General features: G+C 55.1%; 18 protein-coding genes and 1 pseudogene. 16 read left to right on the top strand and 3 right to left on the bottom strand.

Features of this window, described 5'->3' with window-relative positions:
- The first annotated feature begins 29 nt into the window (after positions 1 to 29).
- The 5 genes from NQZ67_RS00670 to NQZ67_RS00690 all read left to right on the top strand — a co-directional run bounded on the left by NQZ67_RS00670 (position 30) and on the right by NQZ67_RS00690 (position 3,199).
- Positions 30 to 1,265: a glycosyltransferase family 2 protein gene (locus NQZ67_RS00670; protein ID WP_257441870.1), complete on the top strand. Its 1,236-nt coding sequence runs from the start codon at positions 30 to 32 to the stop codon at positions 1,263 to 1,265.
- A 265-nt stretch (positions 1,266 to 1,530) separates the two neighbouring features.
- The gene (gene infC, locus NQZ67_RS00675) at positions 1,531 to 2,046 is read left to right on the top strand and encodes a translation initiation factor IF-3 (RefSeq protein WP_371825255.1); all 516 of its coding nucleotides are present in this window, start codon (positions 1,531 to 1,533) and stop codon (positions 2,044 to 2,046) included.
- Between the two features lie 32 nt (positions 2,047 to 2,078).
- On the top strand, positions 2,079 to 2,279 hold the full coding sequence (gene rpmI, locus NQZ67_RS00680; protein WP_068682086.1) for a 50S ribosomal protein L35: 201 nt from the start codon (positions 2,079 to 2,081) through the stop codon (positions 2,277 to 2,279).
- A 46-nt stretch (positions 2,280 to 2,325) separates the two neighbouring features.
- Entirely contained in the window at positions 2,326 to 2,685 is a 360-nt protein-coding gene (gene rplT / locus NQZ67_RS00685) for a 50S ribosomal protein L20 (protein WP_120108152.1), read from the top strand.
- Positions 2,686 to 2,839: 154 nt separating this feature from the next.
- Entirely contained in the window at positions 2,840 to 3,199 is a 360-nt protein-coding gene (locus NQZ67_RS00690; protein ID WP_257441871.1) for a hypothetical protein, read from the top strand.
- Positions 3,200 to 3,219: 20 nt separating this feature from the next.
- Here NQZ67_RS00690 and NQZ67_RS00695 read toward each other — a convergent pair whose 3' ends face one another.
- Entirely contained in the window at positions 3,220 to 3,663 is a 444-nt protein-coding gene (locus NQZ67_RS00695; protein WP_257441872.1) for a GNAT family N-acetyltransferase, read from the bottom strand.
- Positions 3,664 to 4,200: 537 nt separating this feature from the next.
- Here NQZ67_RS00695 and ilvB point away from each other — a divergent pair.
- The 4 genes from ilvB to NQZ67_RS00715 all read left to right on the top strand — a co-directional run bounded on the left by ilvB (position 4,201) and on the right by NQZ67_RS00715 (position 9,243).
- Entirely contained in the window at positions 4,201 to 5,946 is a 1,746-nt protein-coding gene (gene ilvB / locus NQZ67_RS00700; RefSeq protein ID WP_257441873.1) for a biosynthetic-type acetolactate synthase large subunit, read from the top strand.
- Positions 5,943 to 6,431, top strand: a complete 489-nt coding sequence (ilvN, locus tag NQZ67_RS00705) for an acetolactate synthase small subunit (protein ID WP_257441875.1) — start codon at positions 5,943 to 5,945, stop codon at positions 6,429 to 6,431. Before ilvB ends, ilvN begins: the two co-directional genes overlap by 4 nt.
- A gap of 131 nt (positions 6,432 to 6,562) precedes the next feature.
- Positions 6,563 to 7,555 carry a ketol-acid reductoisomerase gene (gene ilvC, locus NQZ67_RS00710; protein ID WP_257441876.1) on the top strand — a complete coding sequence of 331 codons (993 nt, stop codon included), beginning with the start codon at positions 6,563 to 6,565 and terminating at the stop codon, positions 7,553 to 7,555.
- A gap of 143 nt (positions 7,556 to 7,698) precedes the next feature.
- A complete protein-coding gene (locus NQZ67_RS00715; RefSeq protein ID WP_257441877.1) occupies positions 7,699 to 9,243 on the top strand; it encodes a 2-isopropylmalate synthase in 1,545 nt (514 codons plus the stop codon).
- An 87-nt stretch (positions 9,244 to 9,330) separates the two neighbouring features.
- On the opposite strand, the gene NQZ67_RS00720 is transcribed toward NQZ67_RS00715, so the two are convergent.
- Both NQZ67_RS00720 and NQZ67_RS30545 read right to left on the bottom strand, forming a co-directional pair.
- A complete protein-coding gene (locus NQZ67_RS00720; protein WP_257441878.1) occupies positions 9,331 to 9,645 on the bottom strand; it encodes a hypothetical protein in 315 nt (104 codons plus the stop codon).
- A pseudogene (locus NQZ67_RS30545) lies at positions 9,642 to 10,303 on the bottom strand (DUF1361 domain-containing protein). Before NQZ67_RS30545 ends, NQZ67_RS00720 begins: the two are co-directional and overlap by 4 nt.
- Positions 10,304 to 10,528: 225 nt before the next feature.
- Here NQZ67_RS30545 and leuB point away from each other — a divergent pair.
- From leuB to NQZ67_RS00765, 7 genes are all read left to right on the top strand, one after another.
- Positions 10,529 to 11,608 (top strand): 3-isopropylmalate dehydrogenase, encoded by a 1,080-nt coding sequence (leuB, locus tag NQZ67_RS00735; RefSeq protein ID WP_257441881.1) that lies wholly within the window; start codon positions 10,529 to 10,531, stop codon positions 11,606 to 11,608.
- Positions 11,609 to 11,832: 224 nt separating this feature from the next.
- Complete coding sequence (locus NQZ67_RS00740; RefSeq protein ID WP_257441882.1) at positions 11,833 to 12,249, top strand: hypothetical protein; 417 nt, start codon at positions 11,833 to 11,835, stop codon at positions 12,247 to 12,249.
- A 138-nt stretch (positions 12,250 to 12,387) separates the two neighbouring features.
- Positions 12,388 to 13,191 carry an RNA polymerase sigma factor SigI gene (sigI, locus tag NQZ67_RS00745; RefSeq protein ID WP_306812637.1) on the top strand — a complete coding sequence of 268 codons (804 nt, stop codon included), beginning with the start codon at positions 12,388 to 12,390 and terminating at the stop codon, positions 13,189 to 13,191.
- The gene (locus NQZ67_RS00750; protein WP_257441884.1) at positions 13,188 to 14,615 is read left to right on the top strand and encodes an anti-sigma factor domain-containing protein; all 1,428 of its coding nucleotides are present in this window, start codon (positions 13,188 to 13,190) and stop codon (positions 14,613 to 14,615) included. The genes sigI and NQZ67_RS00750 overlap by 4 nt, the downstream gene beginning before the upstream one ends.
- A 153-nt stretch (positions 14,616 to 14,768) precedes the next feature.
- A complete protein-coding gene (locus NQZ67_RS00755) occupies positions 14,769 to 16,133 on the top strand; it encodes an ATP-binding protein (RefSeq protein WP_257441885.1) in 1,365 nt (454 codons plus the stop codon).
- Positions 16,134 to 16,238: 105 nt separating this feature from the next.
- On the top strand, positions 16,239 to 17,750 hold the full coding sequence (locus NQZ67_RS00760; protein ID WP_257441886.1) for a leucyl aminopeptidase: 1,512 nt from the start codon (positions 16,239 to 16,241) through the stop codon (positions 17,748 to 17,750).
- A gap of 384 nt (positions 17,751 to 18,134) precedes the next feature.
- Complete coding sequence (locus NQZ67_RS00765) at positions 18,135 to 21,044, top strand: 2-oxoglutarate dehydrogenase E1 component (RefSeq protein WP_257441887.1); 2,910 nt, start codon at positions 18,135 to 18,137, stop codon at positions 21,042 to 21,044.
- Position 21,045 lies beyond the last annotated feature (1 nt).

Below are 21,045 nucleotides of genomic sequence, written 5' to 3' on the forward strand. Positions count from 1 at the left end.
AAATCAGGGGTTTTAGGGGGTAATGCCGAATGTTTTTTACAGTATTGTTTATTGCCACTCAGGTTGTGATGGCGTCTATCGCGGTGTATCAATTCTCGCTTTCCCTGTTCGGATTCCTGAAAAATAAGAGCAGGAAGCGGCATGCGCCAAGCAAATCGTTCGCCGTCCTGGTAGCCGCGCACAACGAGGAGCAGGTTGTTGGCGCACTAATCGAAAATTTGAAAAAGCTGGATTATCCGAAAGAACTATACGACGTATTCGTCATCTGCGACAACTGCACGGACGGAACCGCTGAAATCGCGCGGAGCATGGGCGTGCACGCCTGCGTTCGCCAGAACTACCATCTTCGCGGCAAAGGCTACGCCATCGAGTGGATGCTGAAGGAGCTGTGGAGCATGCCGCGCCAATACGACGCGGTCGTCATGTTCGACGCCGATAATCTGGTCAATCCGGATTTCCTGCAGCTGATGAACGACGACTTGTGCGAAGGCCATCAAGTTATCCAAGGTTACCTGGATACGAAGAATCCGGACGATTCCTGGATTACGGCCGCATACGCGATCACGTACTGGTACTGCAACCGCTTGTGGCAGCTTTCCCGCACGAACTTGAAGATGAGCAACTTCCTGGGCGGCACCGGGATGTGCTTCGAGACGAATCTCCTGAAGGAGATCGGCTGGGGCGCGACAAGCCTGGTCGAGGATTTGGAATTCTCCATGCGCTGCGTGAAGCGCGGCATCTACCCTATCCTCAATTACGACGCCAAGGTGTACGACGAGAAGCCCGTTACGTTCCGCGCGTCCGCCAGACAGCGTCTGCGCTGGATGCAAGGCCACTTCAACGTGGCGCGCAACTATTTCTTCCCGCTGCTGTGGGCAAGCATCAAAGAACGCAATCTGGTGAAATTCGATGCCGCGATCTATGCGGTGGGGGTTTACAACACGCTGATCAGCCTCCTGCTGACGGCTGTTATGTGGATCGACATGGCGCTGCCGGCGCCGGACGTCATTCATTCGGTGTACAGCTTCCTGCCATGGTGGCTGATCGCGATCGCGGTGACCGCCACAGTGCTGCAATTCCCGCTCGCCATGGCGGTGGAGAAGGTCCGGAATTGGAAAATGTACGCGCATCTGCTGACGCTTCCGTTTTTCCTCGTGTCCTGGCTGCCGATTACGTTCTACGCGTTCTTCACGCAGAACAACAAGACTTGGAGCCATACGCAGCATACGCGCGTCGTCCGGATCGAAGAAGTGCAAAGTAAATAATTTCTAAGGTCCGCTGTTGACATGGTTAATTTCGGTGTGCTATAGTAACTCAGTAATGAACATATTCGCACAAGCAGAAGCGCCCGCTTCTCACCTTTCGGCTTTGCTGACTGGTTCGCGGTAATCGATTGGGTATGCTGTCCGTTCTTCACTAGAGAGCGGCATGGGCAACGTCAAGGTACGGTTATGAGATGCGGGTTCGAGCGAACCCGCATTTTTTTGTTTGCATGAAAGAGTTCGTAAACCATTTTGGAGGTGGCACGTTATTAGCAGAGAACATCAAATTAACGATGAAATCCGGGCCAGAGAAGTACGCTTGGTAGGCGCGGAAGGAGAGCAAATCGGCATTAAGCCGCTTCGCGAAGCGCTGCAGCTCGCAGCCGAGGCTAACATGGATCTGGTGAACGTTGCGCCGACGGCCAAACCGCCGGTTTGCCGCATCATGGACTACGGCAAGTTCCGCTACGAGCAGCAGAAGAAGGAGAAGGAAGCACGCAAGAACCAGAAGATCGTCGATCTGAAGGAAGTGTGGTTCCGCGCCAACATCGAGGAGCATGACTATCAGGTGAAATTCCGCAACGTCGTGAAATTCCTGAATGAAGGCGACAAAGTGAAGGCTTCCGTCCGTTTCCGCGGCCGCGAGATCACCCATGCGGCGATCGGCCAACGAATCTTGGAACGCCTGTCCAAAGAGGTTGCCGAAATATGCAATGTCGAGCGCGCTCCCAAGCTGGAAGGCCGGAGCATGATTATGATTTTGGCACCGAAATCCAACAGCTAACAGCTGGAACACCATTAAGGAGGATAACTGACATGCCTAAGATGAAAACGCACAGCAGTCTGAAAGACCGCTTCAAAATTACCGGTACGGGTAAAGTGAAACGCTACAAAGCGTACAGAAACCACTTGCTTTCGCATAAATCCGGACGTCAAAAACGCGTGCTTGCGGGTCAACCGCTTATGGCAGCTGGCGACGTGCGCCGTTTGCAACAAGGTCTTTCCAACCTGAAATAATAACGATCGAAATCGATAATATTCAAACTACAGGAGGTTTCCACTCATGGCAAGAGTTAAAGGCGGCTTCGTCCGCGCTCGTCGTCGTAAAAGAATTCTAAAGCTGGCTAAAGGTTACTTCGGTTCGAAACACCGTCTGTTTAAAACAGCGAAGGAGCAAGTCGGCAAATCCCTGATGTACGCTTACCGCGACCGTCGCAACAAAAAACGCGACATTCGCAGACTGTGGATCGTTCGTATCAACGCGGCAGCTCGCGTAAACGGCCTGTCCTACAGCAAATTCATGCACGGCCTGAAGCTTGCGGGCGTAGAAGTAAACCGCAAGATGCTTGCTGATCTGGCTGTTAACGACATCGCATCGTTCAACTCCCTGGCTGGCGTAGCCAAACAAAAAATCAACGCTTAAATGGCGTTATAGAAGCCCTGCTCCGTCGCGTAATTTTGACGGAAGCGGGGCTTCTTTGCGTTCAATCCTGGTTAACGCAACCGAGGACAAACATACAAGCAGGCCGCTCCGTTCCCGAATACACTGAAGAATAACGGGAAAGGAGGGATTTGGCATGCGTAATGTTTCCAGGTCGCAAGCAAGGAAACTGGTCGGCAAATCCATCTATGCTATGCGTAGGGACGGTTCGGTGGTAACCGGCAAGCTGGTCAAGGTTCGCGGCGACCGATTGTATTTGGCATCGAACAAAAGATCGAAGGGCAAAAAGGCAAAAACGAGCTTCTGGATCTTGCCGCTCGTCCTGTTCGATCTGCTCGCGATCGGCACGCTGCCCTTCTGGGGCGGAGGCTGGGGCGGAGGTTACGGCGGCTGCGGCTGCGGAGTACCGACGTGCGGAGGCTGCGGTTACGGAGGAGGATACGGGGGATATGGCCCGAACGGCGGATATCCAGGCGGTTATTTTAACGGTTATTAAGCAAGAACGGACGAGACCGCTTAGACGAGCGGCTTAAGCATCTCGTAGCATTGCAGCTCGTGAATGTAACGGACGGTTAAGTAGCCTAGCTTGTTGTAGAAGCGATGACCCCCGGGATTGCTCCGATCGACGAACAACCGGGACACATCGCACTTATGTTTTCTGCCGAAGGCTTCGGCATAGGCCATCAAGGTTCTCCCCCAGCTTTGTCCGCGATGCTCGGGGTGAGTAACGAGCATATCGATATACAGCTGCTCACCCAGCGCGTGAAAATGGACGAAAGCGACGGGAGGGCCTTGTTTGGTCCGGGTCGCGACATAGGTAACGCCGCGCCGAAACCGTTTCGGCAGCTCGCGGATCATATGGGCGTCCAGCGGGCGGGCGGTATGGGAGAGGGGAATCAATTCCGTGCGGATAAGCCGGACTAGCTCGGAGTCATCCGAAGGCTTGCGTGCGCGAATCATGGCATCCACTCCATTCTGCGCGCCGCAATCGCCAAGACGCGCTGCATGATATTGCCTGCATTAGGCTACAATAGTATATGTTCGCGGCTTGCGGAGGTGCGGCTGCCGCGAGGCGGGCCGGAAAAAGGACTCGGTAGAGGATTTCTCATGGTTCTTGACGAACTGTCAGAATCGGCATATAATAATGAAAAGTCATATCAATCGGCAATGATGAGGACGAAGTGTTAAGGGCTCTTTTGTTCAGAGAGCGTGCGGATTAGCTGCAACCGACGCCAAAACCCCTTTTCTACGAGCTCACCTCGGAGCTATCCTCCTGAAAAGCAACATCCGTTGCGTATTAGGGAGTATCGCAGGGCAAGCGTTAAAGTGCCATGGTAGAACGTCGGAATGTGCACAGCGTTCTAACCTATGGAGGTTGTTTATCGGGAGATAGACAACGAATTTGGGTGGTACCACGGAAGCGTAACCTTTCGTCCCTATCAGCTTATTGCTGAGGGACGAGAGGTTTTTTTGTTTTTCTTGAGAGGAGGATGACTGATGGCAACGCAAAGTGCAACATTAAAGTCTAAAGAGGAACTCATCGAGAGGCTCTCGAAGCCTGAAGTGATTTCGGGCTCGGAGATCTTGCTGCGCAGCCTTCTACTGGAGGGCGTGGATTGCGTATTCGGATATCCGGGCGGCGCGGTCTTGTATATATACGATGCCATGCACGGGAATCCGGACTTCAACCACTTGCTGACAAGGCACGAGCAAGGCGCAATTCACGCAGCCGACGGTTATGCTCGCGCCAGCGGCAAGGTAGGCGTTTGTATCGCGACTTCGGGACCGGGGGCTACGAACCTGGTGACCGGCATCGCCACGGCTTACATGGATTCGGTACCGCTCGTCGTCATTACGGGCAACGTCATGTCGACCCTGATCGGAACGGACGCCTTCCAAGAGGCGGACATTACGGGCATTACGATGCCGATCACGAAGCACAGCTATCTCGTTCGCAATGTCGAGGATTTGCCGCGCATTATCCATGAAGCGTTCCATATCGCGAATACGGGCCGCAAAGGACCGGTGCTGATCGACATTCCGAAGGACGTGTCGGCCGCGAAGACGCTGTTCAAGCCGGTAACGGAAGTAAGCCTGCGGGGCTATAACCCGACGGTTAATCCGAATAAGCTGCAAGTAGATAAAATGATCAAGGCGATCGCCGAAGCGAAGAAGCCTCTTATTCTAGCGGGCGGCGGCGTCGTCTACTCTGGAGCGCATGAAGAGCTGCTCGAATTCGTGACGAAGACGCAAATTCCGATCACGACGACGCTGCTTGGACTTGGCGGATTCCCAAGCGGCAACGATCTGTGGATCGGCATGCCGGGCATGCACGGAACCTACACGGCGAACATGTCGATCCAGTCGGCGGATCTGCTGATCAATATCGGCGCAAGGTTCGATGACCGGGTAACGGGCAAGCTGGCCGGCTTTGCTCCTCATGCCAAGATCGTCCACATCGACATCGATCCCGCGGAAATCGGCAAGAACGTGCCGACGGACATTCCGATCGTCGGCGACGTGAAGACCGTTCTGACGCTTGCGAATAAGCTCGCGGTACGCGCGGATCAAGCGGACGAATGGAGAGCGGGCATCCAGCAATCGAAGGCGCAATATCCGTTCACTTATGTGGATTCCGATGTCGAGCTGAAGCCGCAATGGGTCGTGGAGATGATCCACGAAACGACGAACGGAGACGCGATCGTGACGACGGACGTCGGCCAGCATCAGATGTGGGCGGCGCAATATTATCCGTTCAACAAGCCGCGTTCGTGGGTTACCTCCGGCGGTCTCGGTACGATGGGCTTCGGTTTCCCGTCGGCGATCGGCGCCCAGATGGCGAATCCCGACCGCGTCGTCGTATCCATCAACGGAGACGGCGGCATGCAGATGTGCGCTCAGGAGCTTGCGATCTGCGCCATCAATAATATCCCGGTTAAGGTTGTCATCCTGAACAATCAGGTGCTCGGCATGGTTAGACAATGGCAGGAGCTGATCCACGAGAATCGGTTCAGCCATATCGATCTTGCGGGCAGCCCGGACTTCGTCAAGCTGGCGGAGGCGTACGGCGTCAAAGGCTTCCGCGCTTCGAACAAAGAAGAAGCGCGCTCCGCATGGGAGGAAGCGCTCCGTCATCCTGGTCCGGCCGTCGTCGAATTCGTGGTGCGCCGTGACGAGAACGTTTATCCGATGGTTGCGCAAGGCAGAACCATCGATCAAATGATCATGGGGGATGCGGAATGAAGAAGCATACGATCGCAGTAATCGTGAATGACCAGCCCGGCGTTCTGCAGCGCGTATCCGGCTTGTTCGGACGCCGCGGCTTCAATATCGAGAGTATTACGGTAGGAACTAGCGAGGAGCAAGGCCTCTCGCGTATGGTCATCGTCACTACGGGCGATGATCATACGCTGGAGCAAATCACGAAGCAGCTGTACAAGCTGATCGATGTCATCAAGGTCGTCGATCTGAGCGCGAACCCGATGGTCGCGAGAGAGCTGGCTTTGATCAAGGTGCATGCGGAGCCGTCGGCAAGACCCGAAATTCTCGGCGTCGTCGAGACGTTCCGGGCGGCGGTCGTCGACATCGGCACGCAATCGCTGATGGTGCAAGTCGTGGGCGATACGGAGAAGATTGACGCGATGGTCGAGCTTCTTAAGCCTTATGGCATCCGCGAGCTTTCGCGCACTGGTGTTACCGCGCTTAACCGCGGTAACGTGAAGCAATAAGCTGTAATTATTCATCAACGGTTTCAAATCCCGCTTTGAGCGGGAGTTTAAGAGGAGAAACCCGCTAGATACCGCGGTTCTCCGCTTAAACACCCGCTCAAAAGGGTTAAATAAAAGGAGGCAATCATCTCATGGCAGTTACATTGTACTACGAAAAAGACGCCGACCAAGGCGTACTGGCAGGCAAAACAATCGCGGTTATCGGTTACGGAAGCCAAGGTCACGCGCAAGCGCAAAACCTTCGCGACAGCGGCCTGAAAGTTATTATCGGTCTTCGCCCGGGCAAATCCGCCGACGTGGCTAAAAAAGACGGATTTGAAGTATTGACGGTAGCGGAAGCAACGAAGCTGGCTGACGTTGTTCAAATCCTGCTTCCGGACGAGACGCAAGCTCAAGTCTACCATGAAGAAATCGAACCGAACCTGAAGCAAGGCGCGGCAATCATGTTCTCCCACGGCTTCAACGTTCACTTCGGCCAAATCGTTCCAAGCGCGGACAAGGACGTATTCCTGGTCGCTCCGAAATCGCCGGGTCACATGGTTCGCCGTACGTACCAAGAAGGCTTCGGCGTTCCTGGCTTGATCGCGATCCATCAAGACGCTACAGGCAATGCGAAAGCTATCGGTCTTGCTTATGCAAAAGGTATCGGCTGTACTCGTGCGGGCGTTATCGAAACTTCTTTCAAAGAAGAGACCGAAACAGACCTGTTCGGCGAGCAAGCTGTTCTTTGCGGCGGCGCTTCCGCGCTGGTTAAAGCAGGCTTCGAAACGTTGGTTGAAGCAGGCTACGCACCAGAGATGGCTTACTTCGAGTGCTTGCACGAGCTGAAGCTGATCGTTGACCTGATGTACGAAGGCGGTCTGGCTACAATGCGCGACTCCATCTCCAACACGGCGGAATACGGCGACTATGTAACGGGTCCTCGTATCGTAACCGAAGAAACGAAAAAAGAAATGAAACGCGTTCTGGAAGATATCCAATCCGGCCGTTTCGCGCGCGACTTCATCCTCGAGAACAAATCCGGCCGCGCTATGCTGACGGCTACTCGCCGCAATGAAGCTGCTCATCCGATCGAGGAAACAGGCAAACAGCTTCGCGAGCTGATGCACTGGATCAAGAAGTAATAACGGCCAGCCGTTAGAAATAACCTAGAAGGATCAACCCAATCCCGGTCCACCGGAGCGCATGCCGGCAAGCGTAAGCGGCGTCGGCATGCCAAGCTTCGCGCGGTATCGGGATGATTCTGTTCACGGAGGTAAAGTGCAACATGCGGAAAATTTATATCTTCGATACAACGCTTCGTGACGGCGAGCAATCTCCTGGCGTAAACCTGAATACGAAGGAGAAGGTCGAGATCGCGCTGCAGCTCGAGAAGCTCGGCGTGGACCGCATCGAAGCCGGCTTTCCAGCCGCATCGCCGGGCGACCTGGCCGCGGTGAACGCGGTTGCCCGCGCGGTGAAGAACGCGACGGTTATCGGCTTGTCCCGCTCTCGCGAGCAGGATATCGACGCCGTGCGCGAAGCGCTGAAGGGCGCGCAGGATCCTTGCATCCACCTCTTCCTGGCGACGAGCCCGATTCACCGCAAGCATAAGCTGCGGATGGAGAAGGAGCAGGTGCTGGAAGCGGCCGACCGCGCAATCCGTTACGCGAAGCAGTATTTCGACAAAATCGAGTTTTCGCCGGAAGACGCGGGCCGTACCGAGCTGGATTTCCTGTGCCAGGTGACGGACATGGCGATCAAGGCGGGCGCGACGGTCGTTAACATTCCGGATACGGTCGGCTATATGAACCCGCAGGAGTTCGGCAACATCTTCAAGACGCTTAAGGAGAATGTGCCGAATATCGAGAAGATCCAGCTTAGCGCGCACTGCCACGACGATCTCGGCATGGCGACGGCGAATGCTCTGGCCGCGATCTTGAACGGAGCGGATCAAGTCGAAGGCACCATCAACGGCATCGGCGAACGCGCGGGCAACACGGCGATCGAAGAAGTGGCGATGGCGCTCGCGACGCGTCCGGATTTCTTCGGCGCGCAGACGACGCTCAACCTGAAGGAAATCGCGAAGACGAGCCGCCTTGTCAGCAAGCTGACAGGCATGGTCGTGCCGGGCAACAAAGCGATTGTCGGCGCCAACGCGTTCGCGCACGAGTCCGGCATTCACCAGGACGGCATGCTGAAGGAGAAGACGACGTACGAGATCATCTCCCCGGATACGATCGGCCTCAAGGAATCCAAGCTGGTGCTCGGCAAGCACTCCGGACGCCACGCGTTCCGCGAGAAGCTGATCGACCTCGGCTACGAGCTGGAGGACGAGGCGGTGAACGCGGCGTTCGCCAAGTTCAAGGATTTGGCCGACCGCAAGAAAGCGGTCAGCGACGAGGATATTCGCGCGCTGCTCGAAGAGAAGCTGATTGACACGCCAGAGGTGTTCACGCTGGAGACGATCCAGGTGAGCTACGGCAACCAATCGACGCCGAATGCAACCGTCCGCGTGCGTACGGCGGAAGGCGAGACTCGCGAAGAGACGGCGGAGGGCAACGGCTCCGTCGACGCGATCTACAACGCGATCGATCTCGCGACGAAGGAAGCGGTCGAGCTGGAGGATTACTCCATCAAGTCCGTCTCGCAAGGCAAGGACGCGCTTGGCGAAGTGCACGTCGTTCTGAAGCAGGATGAGGTGTCGGCGCAGGGCCGAGGCCTGAGCACGGATATTCTCGAAGCGAGCGCGAGAGCGTACATCGATGCGGTGAACAGACTCATCGACAAGCGCAAATCGCCGGGCCGCCGGGATAAGATGAGCTTGATTTAAAATCAAAAACACGCCGAAGGGCGCGCGATCGTCATGTGTTCATGGCGCCGCGCTTTCGGCGTGTTTTTATTTTCGGAAATGATTACGTTATCCGACAGGGGACAAAAACCAGCCCAAGAGCCCGAACAGCGCCATATATTGCAGCAACAGGAACAAATAGACGCCGCGCCAAAGCCTCCTCCGCCTATCCGTCAGCCCTTCAAAATCAGGACCGGCCGAAATGTCGAGCTTCACGGCTTGATACAGAAGCACGTTCAGACCAAGAGGGAATAGAAGGGCCAACAATGCCCAAACCGCCGAACGTTCCAAGCGATAAAGAACAAACGCCATAAACAACTGAAAGCCCGCCATCATCGAGAGCAGCATAGTGATGGTAATCGCATCGAACGTAAGCTCGGTCATGGCTTTCCTCCTTCATCCGCCGGCCTCGGCGCGAATACCCATACGAGAAGCAGCTGCAGAAGCGTCATCCAGCCGATGAACAGAAGGGAGTCGCGGTTTAAGGAGGACACAAACCTCTCTAGCAGCTGGAGAGGCTCCGTGAAGAAGTGGACGGAATGGAATCGGAGGAATCGACCGATATAAATGCCGATGCTGCCCAGCACGATAAACGCAAGCATTAGCGGTCCGGCGAATCGTCTCCACCTGCTCCGCAGCCATAGTCTTCGAAGCTGCTTCACCATAAGGGTGTAGTAGAAGATGGAAAGAAGCACTCCCGTCACAAGATCATAAAATGCCACCATTCCTTCACCTGAAGTCCCGACGTGTACCGGAACGGGAATGCATTGAGATGAATTAGATCCGTAACGATATAGAAGACGTTCGGCGACATCAGGAGAAACAGCGTGTGCACGAGAAGGCTGGCCGGCAGCTCCGACGTTTTTTTGGCCTGGAACAACGGCAGCAGGAAGCAGATTTCCAACGACGCGTAGGCCAAGAAGAGGTTGAACAGCATAAAGGAAAAATGATGCTCGGTTGCGAGCAAGAGTACAAAGTAAGCAAAAAACAGGAGCCGCGCCTTATTGCGTTCTCCTATGTGATTTAGAAAATGGAATGTCATTCGGATACCTCTTTCCAGGTTGCAGCTTCATGCCGGCTTGGCAGCCATATGTTTAAACGATTCGAACGCTCTGCAAGTTGCGAAAATCAGTGAATTCCGAAAAAGCTTCCTCTTCCTATAGATCGTTCCTATAAAGCTAATAGATTTTATATCTTTGTGTTCACTTCTCATTTGTGGTACAAATGATAATAGACTGAGAATGATATAGAGGAGAGTTGAAATAAGATGGCAGAAGTAAAAAAAATCGCCGTACTGGGCGGAGACGGAATCGGCCCGGAGGTAGTCGGGGAAGCATTGAAGGTACTGAAAAAAACCGAGGAGCTGTTCGGCTATCAATTCGAGACGGAGCACGCCTTGTTCGGCGGGATCGCGATCGACGAGAAAGGTACGCCCCTCCCGCAGGAAACGCTTGACCTCTGCAAATCCGCGGACGCCGTTCTTCTTGGCGCCGTGGGCGGGCCGAAATGGGACAACAACTCGAAGGAGCTTCGCCCGGAGACAGGCTTGCTCGGTATTCGCAAGGCTCTAGGCCTCTTCTCCAACATTCGTCCGGCCAACGTATTCGACTGCCTGAAGGATGCGTCGACGCTTAAGCCCGAGGTGCTGGAAGGCACGGATCTGATCGTCGTGCGCGAGCTGACGGGCGGCATCTATTTCGGCGAGAAATTCCGCCGCGAAGGCGCGAACGGCGAAGAAGCCGTCGATACATGCGTATACAACGTGCAAGAGGTTGAGCGTATCGTTCGCCAAGCGTTCGACATCGCGATGACTCGCAGCAAACGTCTGGCTTCCGTGGACAAAGCGAACGTGCTTGAGACATCCCGCCTGTGGCGCGAAGTCGTCAACCGGATCGCCGTGGAATATCCGGAAGTGGAACTCGAGCATGTGCTGGTCGACAACTGCGCGATGCAATTGCTCCGCCGCCCTTCGAGCTTCGACGTTATCGTGACGGAGAACATGTTCGGAGACATCCTAAGCGACGAAGCGGCCATGCTGACGGGTTCGATCGGCATGTTGTCCTCCGCATCGCTCGGCGAAGGCAGCTTCGGTCTGTATGAGCCGGTACACGGTTCGGCGCCTGACATCGCTGGCCAAGGCATCTCGAATCCGATCGCGACCATTCTGTCCGTCGCGCTGATGTTCCGCCTGACATTCGGCTACCACGAAGCCGCGAAGTCGATCGAAGACGCCGTGAAGAACGTCCTGGATGCCGGACACCGCACAGGCGATATCGCGGTAGACAAGAGCAAGGCGATCGGCACGTCCGCGATGGGCGATCTGATCGTTGCGGCAATGACGAAATAATATGCAGCTGTACCGGGCATGCCCCCATCTTCGGATGGCGGGCATGTTTTTGTTTTGTTCGGCCGCGATTGCCCCGATCCCAACATGAGGAAACTCTCATATGGGGATGAAATGAAGGAATTTCGGGCCTGTTGACCGAATACATAATATCTGAGACCGTCTTTAACGTGGACGTGTTCCACGATACCAGGAGCGTAGCAATCTGCGTAAGGGAGCGTGTCGCGATGAGCTTTTGCTGCGGAGCCAGCATGATTGGAACCAAAGGAACGTTAAAGTATTATCGGACGCATATTCACAATGTTCCGATAACCTTCTGTCCGGTGTGCCATCGCGTTGATGTGCATTATTTGGCTCAGCAGGAATACGATATTCTCGCCGAATACGCCCATGGAGACGGCGCGGCCGAGGTCGATTACGAGGATTACGTGGACCAAGACGAAAGAGCGCTGCTGGAGAATTGTGTCAATCATGAGGATGAGGAGCCTATTGATGTCGTACGCAGCCAGATTGACATGTCGCTCGATCTGCTCAGCTTTGCTCGAAGCATTGACGATTCGGAATGGCAAGCGACGCTCAAGAAACGCTTGATCGCCTTGAACAGCCGGCGGAACAAGCTCCAGCTGCGGCGGTCATCGGTTTAAACGAAGCGGATATGCACGACGCCTCCCTCGCGGAGGCTTTCTTTTTTTGCGGATGAAATATTATTAAAAAATCTTCATGATACCCCCACAAACGCGCAGCGGGGAGTCGAAACTTATAGTAGCGAGGTGGAGCGGTTGTTGCTGATCCTAATGAAGCGTTTCCTGCGGAAATCGGTTCCCTCTAGCCCGGAGCTCAAGCTGGGACCGGAGCAGTATATCGCGAGAATAAGACAAGGCGAAGAGATGCTGAGAGAGCAGTTCATCGCCGAGTATTCACCATACATAGCAAAGGTGGCAAGCAGATTTTGCAGACGGTATATCGATCCATCCGCTGATGATGAATTCAGCATCGCGCTGGTTGCGTTCAACGAAGCGATCAATCAGTACGACAGCGCGGCGGGCTCATCGTTCCTCGGATTCGCGAAAACCGTCATCCAACGTCGGCTTATTGATCATGCCCGAAAAGAACAAAGACATCTTCAGACCGTCCCATATAGTTCTTACGATTCGGAGAGCGATGACGGTACCGTCTTTAACGTGATCGAAACGAAGCAGGCCCTTCAGGCCTACGATTCGGCGGGCAGCGAGTCGGAGCGGCGCTCGGAAATCGAGGAGCTGAATCTCGAGCTCGAGCTGTACGGCATCACGTTCCTGGAGCTTGTCGAGCATTCGCCCAAGCATGCCGATTCAAGGGCGATGTTAATGAATATATCCGCGACTCTCGCGGAAGACAATCGCTTGATGGAGAGTCTCAGGCTTACGCAGAAGCTGCCGATCAAGGAGCTGGTGGAGACGTGCGGCGTCTCGCGCAAGACGCTTGAGCGCAATCGAAAGTATATTATCGCGATTGCGATCATCCGCTCGGGGACCTATCCCTATATGCAAGATTATTTAACGCTTGGCAGCGAGCAGCACACGAAGAAGAAGGAGGTGATGAGATGAAGCGAGGGATCGTAATGAGCATTCATAAAAGCCATGCCGTCGTCATGACGCCGGACGGCCAATTTCTTCGCGCTCCGCTGGATGGCTCGCCTCGGGTCGGGGAAGAGGTTGTATTCGCGGAGGAGGTCGTACAGAGGCGAAGAAGCCCGTTAAGCCGCAGGATCTATTCCTACGCGGGGGCGGCGGCTATGCTTTGTCTGCTGATCATTTCCGGACTCGCATACGCGTTCCAAGCGTCCAATTCCGTTGTCGCTTATTTGACAATGGACATTAATCCAAGCGTTGAGATCGGCGTTGACGCCAAAGAACGCGTCCGTCAGCTTAGAGCGCTCAATGAAGACGGCGCCCGGATTATCGAAAGTATTTCGTACAAAGGAAAAGACGTGGAGGCGGTTGCCGCCGCCATTCTGGAGGAAGCAAGAGACTCGCATTATTTGGACGCGCCTCACAAGGAAATTCTCATCGCGGGCATTCTGCTGGCAGGCGACCAGTCGTTCGAGGCGGAATTCGAAGAGTTGCTGAAGAGCAAGCTCGACCAAAAACTGCAGCAATGGCTGGCCGACCATGCATCCGAAGTGCAGGACGTCACGATTACAACGTTGTCCGTGCCGGAGGAGATACGGGAGGAAGCGGACGCGAACGGCGTATCGTCCGGTAAGATGGCCGTCTACCTGATGGCGAAGGATGAAGGGTACGAAGGCGACTTGGCCGAGCTGAAAGAGAAGCCGATCGATGTATGGACACAGCCGGTCGGAGGCGTGCAGAGCCTTGTAGAAGCGGAAACGGAGGACGACGCTTCGACTAAGAAGAAGCTCCAAGAGCTGCTCGCCAAGGAGCACAAGGAGAAAGAAAAGAAAAAAGCGGAGGCGCAGACCGGCGCAAACGCCAAACCAAGCGCGTCGACGGCGCCGTCTGCCGAAGCAGCTGTCAAGCCGTCGGCTAAACCGGCGTCTAAGCCAACTTCTTCGCCTAAGCCGTCCAAGAACGGTAACAAAGAAAAGGGCGGCAAAGAAGATGACGATAAGGATAAAGACGAAGAAGACGTTGATCGTAAAAACGGACAGCAGCAGAACAACGGCAAAAAAAATAACGGGCAAAAAAACAATGCCAACAAAGGCAAAACCAGCGATCGTGATGACGACGACAGCGACAATGACCGTGACGATGACGACCTTGGCAAAGGGAAGGACAACGTTAGGGGCGACAATGCCTCCTGGGAGGATTGGAACGATTGGAGCGGTTGGAACGGCTGGAACGGTGGACGCGATGACGATCGCTGGGATTCTAACAAAAACAAATACCGCGACGACGATGACGAAGAAGACGAAGATGACGAGGAAGACGAAGACGACGATGATCGAAACGACGATAGCGACAATGATAGGAATAAAGACCGTAAAAACACCGGCCGCGATCGGGATTAGGACCGCGGTCGCTTAAGCGTTTTCGCAACGTCATTCGATACGCATAATTCGACAGGATTTCCGATTGACATTCTTTGTAAGCAAATCCTATGATAAGTGGTAAGCATAGGCAGCAATTTTTGATATTGATAGCTTTGCCGGGGAGGGTAATAGATGCAAGCCATTCGAAAGCGTTATTTCCCGGCGCTTGCCGAGTATATCCGGGGTGGCAAGGAGGCATCGCTTCATCATGCGAATGAGCTGGGCAAACAATTTTATGAATTCAATCAGGAAGAAATTTTAGCCGTTCATGAAGAATGCGTGCAAGAGTTGGCCGCAAGCGTAGATATGAAGGAAGTCCCGAAGATTTATCATCGCTCCTATATTTTTTTGACGGAGCTGATGATAACGAGCCGCGATCAGCAGCCCGATTCGGCGGAGAAGTCAGTTCGGATTCGAGAGCTGATGCCGCGGTCCGACCGTTCCTTCGAAAGAGTGAAGAATAAGTATGAAAACGTCCTGCAGCACATGGACAGCGGAATCGCATTATTCGACAGCGACGGCATTCTCTCTTTTATCAACGTGCAGATGGCGAAGCTCCTCGATATACCGAGAAAAACGCTGGTAGGCTGCAACATTCGCGAAATTTTGCTTCACCGCGACCTCAAGATCAGCACAAAAAGGACGATTCTTCGGCTCTACCGGGAGATGTTCCTGAAGAGAAGCCGATATTACGAATTTCAACACAAGGACGGCAAGCATTTGCTTGCCACCGTTACGTACGGCGACGATCTGGAAGGAGATTTCCTATTCAGCGTGAAGGACGTATCGGAGTACAAGCAGATCGAACAAAGCGCCCTTCAGAACGACAAACTGGCGATGCTCGGGAAGATCGCGGCGGCGATCGCGCACGAAATACGCAATCCGCTCACCAGCATCCGCGGCTTCATTCAGCTGCTGAGACCCTATCTGCTTGATGTCGGCAAAGAAGAATACGCGAGGATCATCCTGACGGAGATCGACAGGGCGAACGACATTATTTACGAATTTCTTAACTCCTCGAAGCCTTCGGCGCCCATGAAGCAGGCAACGTCCATCGACCATCTCATTCGCGAGGTCGTCATGCTGACGGAAAGCGAGTCGCTTCTGCGGAATTGCGAAATATCGGTAGAATCCTGTCAAGCCGAAGCGAAGGTGTCGATTGATATCAAGCAAGTCAAGCAAGTAATTCTGAATCTGCTCAAAAACTCGCTCGACGCCGTCGAGGAGGTGCAGAACGAACGAAGAGGCCGAATCGATATCCTGCTCAGCAACGACGGGCAGTATGTTCAGATCATCATTAAGGATAACGGCAAAGGAATGGACAAGTCTACGATGAGCAGGCTGTTCGATCCTTTCTTCACCACGAAGCAGGAAGGAACCGGGCTTGGCCTGTCCGTCAGCTACCGAATCATTCGGAATCATGGCGGGACGATCCGCGTGGACAGCCAGGTAGGCAGCGGGACGGAGTTCAGCATCTATTTGCCATTGGCGGTATAAACGAACGTTCGCTGAAAACTGGACTTTTTGAATACGCACGTATAGAATCGAATCGGGACCAAGCGTCCCGGTTTTTTTGCATGTAAAGGAAGGCGGGAATCGATAATGGAAACGACATTCGGATGGAAACCGACCAATAACGGGGAAGCGCCCGAAGCCATCATTCGTTACATAACGGAGGACGAATTAAAAGGAACCGGTGCGATCGTCGAGCCGGGCATCGACGAGCAGCTTCGCCGGGCATTTGCGAAAGGCTTGTTCACGGGCAAATCCGGACAGACGGAAGTGATCCCGACTCTGGGTTTGATCAAGTCTCCGTATGTTATATTTGCCGGGTACGCCTCTGGCAGAGGAGCCGAAGGCTTGCGGCTGGCCGCCGCCGCGGCGGCCAAGGCCGCGCGCGGGGTGCGGGCCGCCCATATTGAGCTTCTTTTGAGCCCGGCGGCTTTTGGAGCGGAGCTGCAAGGGGCAGGCGTCGAGATCGTCGCCCAAGCCTTAACCGAAGGCATGCTGATGGCGCTTCATGACCGCAAGCCGCAGAAGCGGGAGAACAAAGAACGTTTCGTCCTGAGCGAGGTATCCTATAGACCGGTTGACAGCCTCCTGTCATCACCGGACGAGCAAGCCGCTTGGGAGAGAGGGACCGCAAGGGGCAAAGTGCTTGCGGAAGCCGTCGCTTACGCAAGGGATTTGACGAATCTTCCCGGCAACGATCTGACGCCCGAGCGGCTTGCGTTCCACGCGGAGGAGCTGGCGTCGGAATATGATCTGGAGATCGAGGTCATCGACGAATGGACGGCCGCCGAGCAGGGAATGGGCGGTCTGCTGGCAGTCGGGCAGGGCAGCGTGAATCCTCCCCGCATGATCGTCTTGCATTATAAAGGAGCTCCTTCCTCGCCGGACGTATGGGGATTGATCGGAAAAGGGATTACCTTCGATACGGGAGGCATCTCGCTGAAGAAAGGTCTCGGGATGGAAGAGATGATCTCCGATATGGCCGGAGCGGCCGCCGTGCTGGGCGCGCTGCGCGCGATGGCGGAGCTGAAGGCGGAAGTGAACGCGGTCGTCGTCATTCCAGCCGCCGAGAATATGCCGGGAAGCCGAGCGTTCAAGCCGGGCGACGTCATTCAAACGATGAGCGGGTATACGGTCGAGATCGTGAACACCGACGCGGAAGGGCGGGTCGTGCTTGCCGACGGAATAACCGCCGCCATCCGCAGAGGCGCAACGAAGCTGATCGACGTGGCGACGTTAACGGGCGCCGTCATGATCGCCCTTGGTTACGAAGCGACGGGAGCGGTCACGAATAACGACGCGCTTATGACGGACGTGCTGCGGGCTTCGGAGCGGGCAGGCGAACGGATATGGCAGCTGCCCGCATATCCGGAATTCATGAAGGATCTGCGCAGCGACGCGGCCGATCTGAAGAATGGAGGAAGCCGGTATGCGGCGGCCAGCAAAGCCGGCATGTTCATCGGCCACTTCACGGAGGGCCTGCCATGGGTGCATCTGGACATCGGCGGCACGGCGTGGCTCGAGGCGAACCGCGGCTACGAACCTAAATGGGCGACGGGCGTCATGGTTCGCACGCTTATTGAACTGACGGCGGGACAATAGCGCTTTCGGACGGAGCTTGTTCCGCAAGCATCACGCGGACCGCCCTTCAAGGGCGGGGGATTTCTTTCATGAATCGAAGGGGAAAGAGGTTCATCGGGGACAAAAACGGGAACAATAGAGAGGAATGGCAATCGATTCATCACGCATTCCCATGCCAATAACCGTTATTTATGCTTGAAATGCATGAAACCGATGCCAATAAGATTATGGTTGACCGGCAGTTATTGTACTAAAATATGAAGAAGCTACGCTATTGCATGAATAGTAGCGTTACGGCTTCTTCTTTTTCGCTTGAAAGGGAAGGAGACGGCGGAAGATGCATGGAATCGTCCGCCATGTCTAACACTAGGATGGTTATGAATAGAGAGGGTGGAATTTTCTGCAATGAGCATCCATGATGAGCGCAACTCTTCGCCTTGGAAAAGCTACTATGGTCCCAATCTTGGTTATGTGCAGGAGCAATACGAACTGTTCCTGAACGATCCGAATGCCGTTGAAGCATCGGTTCGCGAAATGTTTCAACAGTGGGGAGCGCCGCCCTCCACAGCAGCCGTTTCGACTGCTGCCGCCTCACCGGCAGCAAGCGCCGGCGCCGTTCCATCGGCTGTAACGAGCGGTCCGATTGACAGCAATATGCTTAAGAAGGTCGTTGCCGCGCATCAGCTCATGCTGAACATTCGCAGGTACGGCCATTTGGGCGCGGATATCAATCCTCTAGGCATCAGCCAGACGGCGGACACGAAGCTGCTGGAGCCTGAAACGTTCGGCTTGACGAAGGAAGACCTGGCGTCCATTCCCGCGTCCCTGATTTGGGATAACGCGCCGGCCAACATCTCCAACGGCTTGGAAGCCATCGTGCGGCTCAGAGAAATTTACACCCGTTCGGCCGCTTACGAATTTACGCACATTCACGACGAGAACGAGCGCGTCTGGCTCCATAAGCAAGCGGAATCGGGATCGTTCCCTGCGCCGCTCTCCGCGAGAGAGAAGGAGGCGCTGCTCGAACGTCTAATGCAAGTAGAGCAGTTCGAGAGCTTCATTCACAAGACGTTCGTCGGTCAGAAACGATTCTCGATCGAAGGCGTCGACATGCTGGTGCCGGTTCTGGACGAGATTATCCGCGCGGTCGCGCATGACGGCGCCCACGAAATTCTGATCGGCATGGCGCATCGCGGACGCTTGAACGTGCTTACTCACGTGCTGGGCAAGCCTTACGAGAAGATCTTCTCCGAATTCCATCATTCTCCGAACAAGGAAGTGGTTCCTTCGGAAGGGTCGATCGGCATTAACTATGGCTGGTCGGGCGACGTGAAATATCACTTGGGAGCGGACCGCGCTTTCACCGAAGGCGAGACCGTTCGCGCCAGAGTGACGCTGGCGAACAACCCGAGCCACTTGGAATTCGTTAATCCTGTAGTCGAAGGATTCACCCGCGCGGCGCAAGAGGACCGGACCAAACCGGGCTTCCCCGAGCAGGACCTTCACAACGCGGTTACCGTATGCGTACACGGCGACGCGGCGTTTATCGGCGAAGGCATCGTGGCCGAGACGCTTAACTTCAACAATCTGCAAGGCTACCGCAATGGCGGTACGCTTCATATTATCGCGAACAACCGTCTGGGCTTCACGACGAACAGCGTGGATTCCCGTTCGACTTACTACGCCAGCGACTTGGCCAAAGGCTTCGATCTGCCGATCGTTCACGTGAACGCGGACGATCCGGAAGCGTGCCTGGCAGCCGTAAGACTCGCGGCGGAGTATCGCCTCCGCTACCAGAAAGGCTTCGTCATCGATTTGATCGGTTATCGCCGTTACGGCCATAACGAGATGGACGATCCGGATGCGACTCAACCGCTTGTCTATTCGAAAGTGCGCAATCATCCGACGGTCGCGACGCTGTACGCGAACATGCTGAAGGATCAGAAGGCGATTTCGGACGAGCAAGTGGAGCAGCTTCGCGAGAAGACGGCGAACGCGCTGCAAGCCGGCTACGACGCCATGAAGGCGAACGAAGGCAAGCCGCACGTGCAAGTGACGCAGGAGACGGGCGTCATCGTGCCGGAGGACGTGGCTACGGCCGTGCCTCTTGAGACGCTGAAGGAAATTAACCTGGAGCTTCTTAATCGTCCGGAAGGATTCACGGAATATTCGAAGCTGCAGCGTATTCTGCAACGCCGCGCAAACAGCCTGAACGATGGGGAGAAGCTGGATTGGGCGCATGCGGAGGCACTCGCCTTCGCCACGATTCTAGCCGACGGCACGCCGATCCGCCTGAGCGGCCAGGACTCCGAGCGCGGCACGTTCGCGCATCGCCATATTATGCTTAATGATAACGCGACAGGGCAGAAGTTCACGCCGCTTCATATGTTCCCGCAGGCGAAAGCGTCGTTCGCGGTGCATAACAGCCCGTTGTCCGAGACCGCGGTGCTTGCTTTCGAATATGGCTACAACGTGTTTGCTCCAGAGACATTCGTGATCTGGGAAGCGCAGTTCGGCGATTTCGCTAACGTCGCGCAGGTTATCTTCGACCAATTCATGTCGGCAGGCCGCGCGAAATGGTCTCAGAAGTCGGGCATCGTGATTTTGCTGCCGCATGGCTACGAAGGCCAAGGACCAGAGCACTCCAGCGCCCGCTTGGAGCGTTTCCTTCAGCTGTCCGCCGACAACAACTGGACGGTCGCGAACTTGACCACATCGGCGCAATATTTCCACCTGCTGCGTAAGCAGGCGGCGATGCTGAAGGGCGACAATGTTCGTCCGCTTGTTCTGATGGCGCCGAAGAGCTTGCTCCGCAACCCGCGCGTCGCGTCGCATGGCGTCGAGTTCAGCGAGGGTTCGTTCAAGCCGGTTCTTCCGCAGTTCAGCTTCACGGAGCCGAAAGCGGCCAAAGAAAAAGTAAAACGCCTCCTTCTGGGATCGGGCAAAGTGATGGTCGATCTGGCTGAAGCGATGTCTTCCGGCAATGAAGGGGATTACGCTTGGCTGCGGGTAGCTCACGTGGAACAGCTGTATCCGCTGCCGCAAGCGGAGCTTGAGCGCGTGATCAGCCAGTTCCCTAAGCTGGAAGAGATCGTATGGGTACAAGAAGAGCCGAAAAACCAAGGCTCGTGGTTCTATATGGAGCCTCGCCTGCGCGAGCTTGCTCCGGGCAAGGTGAACGTTCGTTACATCGGACGTCCGGACCGCGCGAGCACGGCGACGGGACATCAGGAAATTCATGCAGCAGAGCAGCAAGCGATTATTTCTTCCGCTTTGAATGGCCAGCCATTCGAATCGAGTTTGGTAAGGGGGTAGC

It is taken from the genome of Paenibacillus soyae (genome assembly GCF_024623455.1).
GTDB lineage: Bacteria > Bacillota > Bacilli > Paenibacillales > Paenibacillaceae > Pristimantibacillus > Pristimantibacillus soyae.

Bases quoted from the DNA above. Each gene is read 5' to 3' on its own strand.
- NQZ67_RS00670 (WP_257441870.1), top strand. From the start codon at position 30: ATGTTTTTTACAGTATTGTTTATTGCCACTCAGGTTGTGATGGCGTCT.
- rpmI (WP_068682086.1), top strand. From the start codon at position 2,079: ATGCCTAAGATGAAAACGCACAGCAGTCTGAAAGACCGCTTCAAAATT.
- rplT (WP_120108152.1), top strand. From the start codon at position 2,326: ATGGCAAGAGTTAAAGGCGGCTTCGTCCGCGCTCGTCGTCGTAAAAGA.
- NQZ67_RS00690 (WP_257441871.1), top strand. From the start codon at position 2,840: ATGCGTAATGTTTCCAGGTCGCAAGCAAGGAAACTGGTCGGCAAATCC.
- NQZ67_RS00695 (WP_257441872.1), bottom strand. From the start codon at position 3,663: ATGATTCGCGCACGCAAGCCTTCGGATGACTCCGAGCTAGTCCGGCTT.
- ilvB (WP_257441873.1), top strand. From the start codon at position 4,201: ATGGCAACGCAAAGTGCAACATTAAAGTCTAAAGAGGAACTCATCGAG.
- ilvN (WP_257441875.1), top strand. From the start codon at position 5,943: ATGAAGAAGCATACGATCGCAGTAATCGTGAATGACCAGCCCGGCGTT.
- ilvC (WP_257441876.1), top strand. From the start codon at position 6,563: ATGGCAGTTACATTGTACTACGAAAAAGACGCCGACCAAGGCGTACTG.
- NQZ67_RS00715 (WP_257441877.1), top strand. From the start codon at position 7,699: ATGCGGAAAATTTATATCTTCGATACAACGCTTCGTGACGGCGAGCAA.
- NQZ67_RS00720 (WP_257441878.1), bottom strand. From the start codon at position 9,645: ATGACCGAGCTTACGTTCGATGCGATTACCATCACTATGCTGCTCTCG.
- leuB (WP_257441881.1), top strand. From the start codon at position 10,529: ATGGCAGAAGTAAAAAAAATCGCCGTACTGGGCGGAGACGGAATCGGC.
- NQZ67_RS00740 (WP_257441882.1), top strand. From the start codon at position 11,833: ATGAGCTTTTGCTGCGGAGCCAGCATGATTGGAACCAAAGGAACGTTA.
- NQZ67_RS00750 (WP_257441884.1), top strand. From the start codon at position 13,188: ATGAAGCGAGGGATCGTAATGAGCATTCATAAAAGCCATGCCGTCGTC.
- NQZ67_RS00755 (WP_257441885.1), top strand. From the start codon at position 14,769: ATGCAAGCCATTCGAAAGCGTTATTTCCCGGCGCTTGCCGAGTATATC.
- NQZ67_RS00760 (WP_257441886.1), top strand. From the start codon at position 16,239: ATGGAAACGACATTCGGATGGAAACCGACCAATAACGGGGAAGCGCCC.
- NQZ67_RS00765 (WP_257441887.1), top strand. From the start codon at position 18,135: ATGAGCATCCATGATGAGCGCAACTCTTCGCCTTGGAAAAGCTACTAT.